The 9,403-nt window shown below is 47.5% G+C and carries 9 protein-coding genes and 1 other annotated feature; of the genes, 5 read left to right on the plus strand and 4 right to left on the minus strand.

The features are described 5' to 3' along the window. The first annotated feature begins 7 nt into the window (after positions 1–7). The 3 genes from rnhA to leuS all read left to right on the plus strand — a co-directional run bounded on the left by rnhA (position 8) and on the right by leuS (position 4,805). The gene (gene rnhA, locus AC4EVX_RS05895; RefSeq protein WP_308450616.1) at positions 8–496 is read left to right on the plus strand and encodes a ribonuclease HI; all 489 of its coding nucleotides are present in this window, start codon (positions 8–10) and stop codon (positions 494–496) included. A gap of 272 nt (positions 497–768) precedes the next feature. Beyond that, positions 769–1,509 carry a lysozyme inhibitor LprI family protein gene (locus tag AC4EVX_RS05900; RefSeq protein ID WP_490159768.1) on the plus strand — a complete coding sequence of 247 codons (741 nt, stop codon included), beginning with the start codon at positions 769–771 and terminating at the stop codon, positions 1,507–1,509. Positions 1,510–1,804: 295 nt separating this feature from the next. Next, positions 1,805–2,107 (plus strand) — a binding site (T-box leader). A 283-nt stretch (positions 2,108–2,390) separates the two neighbouring features. Continuing rightward, entirely contained in the window at positions 2,391–4,805 is a 2,415-nt protein-coding gene (leuS, locus tag AC4EVX_RS05905) for a leucine--tRNA ligase (RefSeq protein WP_490159769.1), read from the plus strand. An 86-nt stretch (positions 4,806–4,891) separates the two neighbouring features. On the opposite strand, the gene AC4EVX_RS05910 is transcribed toward leuS, so the two are convergent. Both AC4EVX_RS05910 and AC4EVX_RS05915 read right to left on the minus strand, forming a co-directional pair. Beyond that, positions 4,892–5,179 (minus strand): hypothetical protein, encoded by a 288-nt coding sequence (locus AC4EVX_RS05910; RefSeq protein WP_177977833.1) that lies wholly within the window; start codon positions 5,177–5,179, stop codon positions 4,892–4,894. A gap of 134 nt (positions 5,180–5,313) precedes the next feature. Further along, positions 5,314–5,649, minus strand: coding sequence for a hypothetical protein (locus AC4EVX_RS05915; RefSeq protein ID WP_177977832.1), 336 nt, complete (start codon positions 5,647–5,649; stop codon positions 5,314–5,316). Positions 5,650–5,856: 207 nt separating this feature from the next. Here AC4EVX_RS05915 and AC4EVX_RS05920 point away from each other — a divergent pair, with 207 nt between their 5' ends. After that, positions 5,857–6,015, plus strand: a complete 159-nt coding sequence (locus AC4EVX_RS05920) for a hypothetical protein (protein ID WP_177977831.1) — start codon at positions 5,857–5,859, stop codon at positions 6,013–6,015. A 195-nt stretch (positions 6,016–6,210) separates the two neighbouring features. On the opposite strand, the gene AC4EVX_RS05925 is transcribed toward AC4EVX_RS05920, so the two are convergent. Both AC4EVX_RS05925 and AC4EVX_RS05930 read right to left on the minus strand, forming a co-directional pair. Continuing rightward, positions 6,211–6,441, minus strand: coding sequence for a chorion class high-cysteine HCB protein 13 (locus AC4EVX_RS05925; RefSeq protein ID WP_177977830.1), 231 nt, complete (start codon positions 6,439–6,441; stop codon positions 6,211–6,213). Positions 6,442–6,549: 108 nt separating this feature from the next. Further along, positions 6,550–6,786 (minus strand): polya polymerase, encoded by a 237-nt coding sequence (locus AC4EVX_RS05930; protein ID WP_177977829.1) that lies wholly within the window; start codon positions 6,784–6,786, stop codon positions 6,550–6,552. Between the two features lie 385 nt (positions 6,787–7,171). Here AC4EVX_RS05930 and AC4EVX_RS05935 point away from each other — a divergent pair, with 385 nt between their 5' ends. Next, positions 7,172–8,998, plus strand: coding sequence for a VanW family protein (locus AC4EVX_RS05935; RefSeq protein WP_490159770.1), 1,827 nt, complete (start codon positions 7,172–7,174; stop codon positions 8,996–8,998). Positions 8,999–9,403 lie beyond the last annotated feature (405 nt).

Consider the following 9,403-nt stretch of genomic DNA (forward strand, 5'->3'; position numbering starts at 1 on the left):
AAGTATCATGTCAACAAAAGTACAGATTTACACGGATGGATCAGCGAGAGGAAACCCGGATGGACCGGGAGGATATGGGGCGGTGCTCCACTTTGTCGACAGCAAGGGACAGCTTCATGAGCGCGAACTCTCTGCCGGATTCCGCAGAACCACGAACAACCGCATGGAACTTTTGGCGGCGATTGTGGCTTTGGAGGCACTGAACCGTCCGTGTGAGGTGGAGCTCTATTCAGACTCCAAATATCTGACGGATGCGTTTAACCAGCACTGGATTGACAGCTGGGTCAAGAACAACTGGAAGCGCGGAAAAAGTGGCATGGTGAAGAATATTGACCTGTGGGAGCGTCTTTTAAAAGCGAAGGCGCCCCATAAGGTAACATTTTGTTGGGTAAAGGGACATGCCGGTCATCCGCAGAATGAGCGGTGCGATCAGCTTGCGACGACGGCAGCGGACGGACAGAATCTCCTCGTGGATGAGGGCGTGGAAGCAAAATAGAGGAACTTACAGGAACATTTACGGTTCTCTTACAAATGTTTACTTCTTCTGTTTTTATATTTTCATCTGCTCTGCTTTATGATATTGTTACTGTACACGGTTAGGCGTTTTCTGAACTGAAAATGCCGTATAATATAGTGGCGGTAGCAGATTTTGTTGATTTGGAATGCAAAGCATCGGCAAAATCTAATCTGTTGTTTGCGCAACGCGTGAACAGCAACGAGATATTCTGTTAATATAAAACAAGAAATCAGAGACAGGGCAGGATAAAGATGAAACTCAAAGGAATTTGGATTGCAATAGGAGTCATTCTGATTGCAGGAATCGGGGTGACGAGATATACAAGATTATACATTGAATCGGAGCAGGAAAATTCTGTGATGGTACAGAGTCAGAGCCTTGAGGTGATGCCAGATGCAGGTGTGGCGGAACAGGGAATGGATGCTGAGAATGCCAAAGGAGATGGAGAAAAAGTTGCTTCTGGTAAGATGGCTAATGTGGGAGTCGGTGCAAATGCACAGGATTCCACCGAAAATCAAGAGCAGAGTTCTTCAAAGCGTCAGAGCAAAAAGCAGGCGGTTTCCGGGGCGGAGAAGTCCGGGATTGCAGTGCGGGAGGAGAGTGCGGACGGGGCGAAGCCTTCGGATGAGGTCTTTGTGAAACTGCGGGCGATTGATGAGGAGATTGCACAGAGAGCTTCGGGGGAGACTGACACGACTCCGAACGCGCGTAAGGCGACCGTTGAGAATGAGTGTAAACTCTGGGAGACGCAGATGAACCGGTTTCTTGACACACTGGAGAATCAGCTTGAGCCGTCGGAGTGGGAAAAATTGTTTAAGGAACAGAAGGAATGGCTGAGAACGAGGGATGAGGAGGCGACAAAGGGATCAGGACGTCAGAATGGAAGCACGCTTGATGAGATCGAGTACAATCGCCTGATTCGGGAGAGCACAAGACAGAGAACCTATGAGCTTGCAGAGCGGTATGGGGAAGTTCTTTCGACTACGGAATAATGAAAATAAAAGATATAATTTTGTGAAGATACGACAAAAATAATTGACAAGAAAGTGGTTGAACCGTCAGTACGTTATTCTGCTTCAGAAGGTCCTAGTACTGGAACAGGGGGAACAGACAAAATCAGGTCAATTGTGATTGCAAAGGCTGTGGCTTTCACATCGATAGCATCGGCTTGGCATGTGATTTTGCTTAGTTTTTCTGATGTTTTTCTGTCAAATCAATAAAAAATCAGGGGGAGTTGTTTGATAAATCTTGACATTACCCGCTCGATATGCTAGATTAAAAGTCAGCGTAAACGCAGTGAAGAGAAGGAGTACGCTTTTGAAATCGTTCAGAGAGCTGTCGGAGGGTGCGAGACAGCGGAGGAAGGAAGCGGAACTGGTCTTGGAGTGGTCTGCCCAACATCGGAGACTCTTTAAGCGAGAGCAGAGAGAAAGTCCCGGTCAGTAAGACAGAACGGAATCCCCCGTCAGAGGAAGCGGATCTGTTGCCGTAAGGCACGGCGCGCAGTCGTACAGATCCAAAGAGTGCATGCAAGGCATGAAGCAGAGTGGTACCGCGCGAGGTCGTAGAGATTTTCCCCGCGTCTCTGGAATCAGGAGATTCCGGGGGCGCGTTTTTTTATTTCGATTTCGTTCTTATAAGAATTCAGGAATATATGGAATATATTTTTGAAAGTTTTTGAGAAAATGAAAGGAATCGAATATACTGAGGGAGAGACTCTTAATGAGATCGTCGCGGAAATCACCGAGCGAAAATATAATTCAGATGTATGGAGATCGGAGAAGAGAATGATCAAAAGCGAAGGCTGTCGAAGGACGAAATCGCAGATCGTTTGTTCAGAGAGAACCGTGCATGGGATTTAGGAGGAAGAAAAATGGCTGGTTACAACCACAGTGCCATTGAGAAGAAATGGCGCGAAAACTGGGAGAAACACCCGATCAATGTAAATGATGGCAAGAAGCCGAAATACTATTGTCTGGATATGTTCCCGTATCCGTCAGGAAGCGGACTTCATGTAGGTCACTGGAGAGGTTACGTTATTTCTGATGTATGGAGTCGTTATCAGATGCTGAAAGGTCACTATGTGATTCATCCGATGGGTTGGGATGCTTTCGGTCTTCCGGCAGAGAACTATGCGATCAAGATGGGTGTACATCCGGCAAAGTCAACAGCTGAGAACATTAAGAACATTAAGCGTCAGATCAAAGAGATTGCAGCGATCTATGACTGGGATATGGAAGTAAACACGACCGATCCGGAGTTCTACAAGTGGACACAGTGGATCTTTGTTCAGATGTTCAAGAAGGGTCTGGCTTACGAGAAGGAGTTCCCGATCAACTGGTGCCCGTCCTGTAAGACCGGTCTTGCAAATGAGGAAGTTGTAAACGGTTGCTGTGAGCGTTGCGGTTCCCCGGTTACGAAGAAGAACCTGCGTCAGTGGATGCTCAAGATCACCGCTTATGCAGATCGCCTGCTGAATGATCTGGATAAGCTCGATTGGCCGGAGAAGGTTAAGAAGATGCAGACCGAGTGGATCGGAAAATCCTACGGTGCTGAGGTTGACTTTAAGGTTGACGGTCGCGAGGATAAGATCACCGTTTACACAACCCGCCCGGATACCCTCTACGGTGCAACCTTCATGGTTCTGGCTCCGGAGCACAAGCTGGCAAAGAGCCTTGCTACGGATGAGACGAGAGAGGATGTTGAAAAGTACATTTTCGATGCTTCCATGCGTTCCAACGTAGACCGTATGCAGAGCAAGGAGAAGACCGGCGTCTTCACCGGAAGCTATGCAATCAACCCGATCAACGGAGCAAAGGTTCCGATCTGGCTGTCCGACTATGTACTGGCTGACTACGGTACCGGCGCAATCATGTGCGTACCGGCTCATGATGACCGTGACTTTGAGTTTGCTAAGAAGTTCAACATTCCGATCATTCAGGTTATCGCAAAGGATGGAAAAGAGATCGAGAACATGACCGAGGCTTACACCGAGGCATCCGGCACGATGATCAATTCCGGCGAGTGGAACGGAATGGAGTCTTCTGTTCTGAAGAAGGAAGCTCCGATGATGATCGAGGCACGCGGAATCGGTAAGAAGACCGTAAACTACAAACTGCGTGACTGGGTATTCTCCAGACAGCGTTACTGGGGCGAGCCGATCCCGATCATCCACTGTCCGAAGTGCGGTAACGTGGCTGTTCCGGAGGAGGAGCTTCCGCTCAGACTTCCGGAGGTAGAGAGCTATCAGCCGACCGGAACCGGTGAGTCACCGCTCGCAGCAATCGATGAGTGGGTAAACTGCAAGTGTCCGCAGTGTGGTGCTGACGCAAAGCGAGAGACGAACACGATGCCTCAGTGGGCTGGTTCTTCCTGGTATTTCCTGCGTTATGTAGATAGCCACAACAATAAGGAGCTTGTTTCCCGTGAGAAGGCAGACAAGTACCTGCCAGTAGATATGTACATCGGTGGTGTTGAGCATGCCGTTCTTCACCTGCTGTACTCTCGTTTCTACACCAAGTTCTTAAACGACATCGGCGTGATTGACTTTGATGAGCCGTTCACCAAGCTGTTCAACCAGGGTATGATCACCGGTAAGAACGGAATCAAGATGAGTAAGTCCAAGGGCAACGTCGTTTCTCCGGATGATCTCGTAAGAGATTACGGATGCGATTCCTTAAGAATGTACGAGCTCTTCGTAGGACCGCCGGAAATGGATGCAGAGTGGGATGACCGTGGAATCGAGGGTGTATCCCGTTTCCTGAATCGTTTCTGGAATCTGGTACAGGATTCTAAGGATAAAAACATTGAGGCGACGAAGGAGATGATCCGTCTGCGTCACAAGCTGGTTTACGACATTGAGCAGAGATTTAACCAGTTCAGCCTGAACACGGTAATCTCCGGATTCATGGAGTACAACAACAAGCTGATTGAGCTTGCAAAGAAGACCGGCGGAATCGACAAGGAGACGTTAAAGACCTTCGTAGTTCTGCTTGCTCCGTTTGCACCGCATATCGGTGAGGAGCTGTGGCAGGAGCTTGGCGGTGATACCGACAGCGTCTTCCATACCCAGTGGCCGGAGTGCGATACTGAGGCAATGAAGGACGACGAGATTGAGATCGGCGTTCAGGTAAATGGTAAGGCAAGAGGTGTTGTTGCACTTTCAACCGATGCAACGAGAGAAGAGGCTCTTGCAAAGGCAAAAGAGATCGTAGCAGACAAGATCACAGGAACGATCGTAAAAGAGATCTATGTTCCGGGCAAGATCATCAACATTGTTTGCAAGTAATTCTTTCAAGAAAATATTTGTTGCCAAGTTTTAGTCGGTACTCGTGGAGTGCGGATTGGAATTTGGTCACATAAGAAAACTGGCTGTCAGGATGACCTGGCAGCCAGTTTTTTTGCGAGAAGACGAAGCGTCTCGAGCTTCTTTTTCTCCGCGCTCGACATGTTCTCGCTGAGGATTGAGACGAGAGCCTCGGTCTCCTGATCCGAAAAATCAATGTGTTTTCGGGAGGCGTCGAGCTGCATCGCCATGAATGCAGGCAGAATGTGTTCATGCGGAAGTGTGGAAATCTGCCGTGCAAAGGCAGTGATGAAATTCAGCTTTTCCGGGTCCATGCCGGCAAGGCGCGGATCAGACTGCCAGAATGATTGATCCATAGGGGGTCCTCCATATTTTATTATGTTCGTGTGAATCGTGTCTGATTGTCTGATTGATCAGATTACAGATAATCGATTTAACCGGTTCCATCCTGTTGGAAAATTTGTCGTTACTATTGATTTTGAAAATGGATCTAGGAGATCGCCTGCATCATAATCTGAAGATTCTCAAGCATCTCAATGAGTTCCCTCTCTCGCTGGGAAGCGTAGGGCTTGATTGCCTGAAGCATCTCAATCGGGGAGGAGGTCTTGTTTCCCGAGCGCGCAAGCTCCATCGTGCTCAGTTGCCCGTCCTGAAACAGACTGCGCGTGCGCTGAATCTGCTGAATCTGAATCAGCATCGAACAGAAGCGTTGTCTGGAGGATGGCATATAGGGCAGGGCGGCTTTGAGCATCTGCATATGGGGGTCAGCTAGAAGATAGTCAAATTCTGTGGCACGGCAGTCCTGAGTTTCTTGTTCTTCTTTCATAAAGGAGCTCCTTTCCATGAAAATCAAAGCAAACCAAAATAAATGAGACGAAAGCAAATGAAACGAAAGCAAATCAAACAAAACATTACTCTGAGACAATATATGCGTGATGTTTGGAAAACATGTAATAACATATAATAGAGGAAATATCACGGAAGCATTTTTGAAAATTTCGGCATATATTGTGGTTACAGGAGTGTGAAAAATATGAAGACAAGATTAATTATAGATGGAAATGCTGTTTACGAGATTGATGAGGAATGTGAGGCGTGTCAGCAGAAAAATCAAAAAAAACAGGAGAGCCAGAGAGAACGGTGTAAGAAAAATTTTTCCGGGGAGCGGGATAAAGAGTCAAGGGAATTCTAGGAGAATTGTGTGCATACCAGCTTGAATGAATAGAAAAAGAAAAGGAGCTACCACTCCAAAGATGAGAGAAAATCATCTTCGTTGAGGCAGCTCCCTCTTTACCGGTCAGAGCGACATCAGGGATGACGCATTACCTGATTCCCGTGCCAAGTCGATGGTTGCATCGGCTTGAACATCATACAATGAACAGCTAACTTAACAGCAGAAATTGTTATTTCCGCCACAGCAACAGAGGAGAAGGATGATCCAGATCCATTCATTTCCTCCACAGCCATTATGTTCACAACAGCCATTTCCACAGCCGTTTCCGAATCCGTTGCCACAGCAACAGCACAGAATCAGAATCAGCCAGATCGTATTGCAACTGTTTCCTCCGTTGTTGCAAGTGCAGTCGCATCCGCAGTTCGTTGCAGCCAGATCGCTCATAGTGTTATTCCTCCGGAATTGGTTTACACTTCATCATATGTCGACCGGCATGTCACTGTTTCCGCATTTTCAAAAATTTCGTTAAAAAATGGTTTGGAGAATTTGGACTTACTCTCCCTGATACATGTATTTTAACAGGCGCTCAATGTCCTCCTTGTCATGGGCAATGAGATCAAGCTCTCTGATATATCCGTTGGAGAACATCGTAGCCATGGACAGATACTGGGAGAGACGGGATTTTAAGTTGATGCGGTCGCCTTCCGGGGAAACTAACTCTACCGGTCCCTTGCACTCATCAATGATTTTGAAAAAAACGGTTACATCCTTAATGTTCTGAATTTTCATGGTTTTTCCTCCATTTTTAGCTGATGCACGCTCGGAGTCTCTCTTGCATTTGCCTTTGCGAAAAGGGATTCCGAGAGCACATACTGAGAAATGTTTGGGATTTCATGTGGTTCCCTTTTTTACTTGTTTTTTGTTTACGGCAACAGTATAGCAAGTCTGATTTTATTCTGCAAGATAAAAATTTAACAAAATAATCGGGCGCGTGCAGGGCGAAAAAGAATTCTTAAACAGACTCTAAGGAATGCATAAAAAAGATTCATGAAAAAGTTAAAAAATTGTTAGTTCTTTTTTGACAAAATGTGATATACTTGGCAAGAGTATGTTTCTGACAAAAAATCAGGACACTACGAAGTAGTACGAATAATGATGAAAACAGGTGAATGGTATGAGTCAGTACGAGAATAACAGAAATTCGACATCGGGGCATTCAAGAGCAAGAAGTACAGGAAGCACGACGGGAGGTGCATCCAGACGCACATATTCTTCAGGAGGATCTTCACGCAGAGCGGGAAGCAGTAGTCATCGCAGTGGATATTCCTATTCGGAAAGAAACCGTCGTCCACCGAGACGTGGAAGCTCCGGAAATGAAATTGCAAAAATTGTGATCGGTGGAGTCATTCTGGTTGTGGCGATTGCCTGTATTATGTTTCTTGTGAAGGGAATCACCGGATCAGGAAAGAACGATGGCGGAAAAGATAAGACAACCGTGGAGACAACGACAGAGGCACAGATTGAGTTAAAGAAGCAGGTCAGCGTAGATGGAATTGACATCACCGGAATGTCAAAGGCAGAGGCGAAGAAAGCTATTTTAAAAGACTTCCCGTGGGCGATGAAGGTGACCTGGCAGGATCAGACCTATGAGGTCAATGATCTGATGGCAGAGAAACTTGATTCCCTTCTGACGGAAATCTATTCCGGGGAGCCGAAGGAAAGCTACACGCTTGATACGACCGGACTTGAGGAGATGGCAAAGGCTGAGGCTGAGACTGTCGCAAGTAAGTGGGATAAGAAGGCGAAGAATGGTTCGATCTCGAGCTATGACGATTCGACCGGAAAGTTCCAGTTTACGGGTGCAGAGAACGGTCAGGCAGTTGATCAGGAGAAACTTGCAAGCGATATTGTGAGTGCTCTGAATGAGAAGCATTTTGATGCAGTGATCACAGCGACGGTGAATACCGTAGAGCCGGAGTTTTCTGAGAGCACGGCGAGAGAGAAGTACAAAACGGTTTCGACCGTGACGACGAAGACAACCGCAAATGCGAAGAGAAACACGAATGTGCGCCTTGCAGCAAAGGCGATCAATGGTACCGTGCTTCAGCCGGGAGAGACGTTCTCCTTCAACAAGACGGTTGGAGAGCGTACCGAGGCAAAGGGTTACCAGGAAGCAGGCGCTTACAGCAACGGCGAGGTAGTTCAGGAGATCGGCGGCGGTGTTTGCCAGGTATCTTCTACGCTGTACAATGCTGTTGTGAAGGCAGGACTCAAGACTGTGACGAGACGTTCTCACACATTTGAGCCGACCTATGTCACCCCGGGTATGGACGCAACAGTCAGCTGGGGTGGACCGGACTATGAGTTTGTGAACAACTCGAACACCGCAATCGGTATCCGCGCAAGCTATGCCGATCAGGAGTGCACGGTTTCGATCTATGCAATCCCGCTTCTCGAGGAGGGGGTAACCTATTCTCTGAAATCCGAGAAACTGTCTGAGACTGATATTCCGGCTCCAACTTACGAGGAAGATCCGACACTTGCACCGGGAACTGAGAAGACGAAGACCGCAGGAACGAAGGGAAGCAAGTGGGAGGTTCGCCTTGTTGTAAAGAAGAACGGCGAGGTGGTCAGCGATAAGGTGGATCACACCGCAACTTACAAGGGACATACCCCGGTAATCCTTAGAAATTCCTCCGCAACCGCAGTGACGACTGCTCCGGCTTCCTCTTCTGAGGAGAGCATCCAGCATTCCAGCTCGGCGGAGACCACGGCAGTGGAGAAGACAACATCTGCTGAGAAGACGACCTCAGCCGAGAAGGCAACCACGGCGGAGCACACGACTTCGGCGGAGAAGGCGACGACGGCAGAGCATACGACCGTAGCACCGACAACAGCGACGGCCCCTGCCACAACGCCGACAACGGTTGCACCGGCGCCGTCTCCGGTACCGGGCGGAGATACGAATGTGGAGACGATCGCTCCGAATCCGGCAGGCTGATGGTAAAAAGTTCCTGTACGCATGTTACAGGACGAGGTACAGGATCAAGAAAACGAAATTTAAGAGAGATGAGAGAAAAAAAGACCCTCATCTCTCTTTTTTTGTGCATCAGTGTGCAGAAAAAAAGAAAATGAAGAGGGTTCTGTGTGGATTGTATGCAAATTAGTACGCATTTTTTTTCATTTCATATTTGCAAATTAATAAAAAGTTGATATAATGTATACAGGTCAGCTATTCCAAGTGTTTACAGGGGATAGCTTAAACGTCGGTTCGGAGCATTTTGAAAGTGCTTTCTGAATCGGACAAGCTGTTCCGGAGGACCTTCCCGGAACACATGTAATATTCACATTTGTAGGAGGAAAATCAAATGGCAAGAAAAATGAAAACCATGGATGGTAATCAGGC

The sequence above is a fragment of the Brotaphodocola sp. genome (assembly GCF_983179755.1).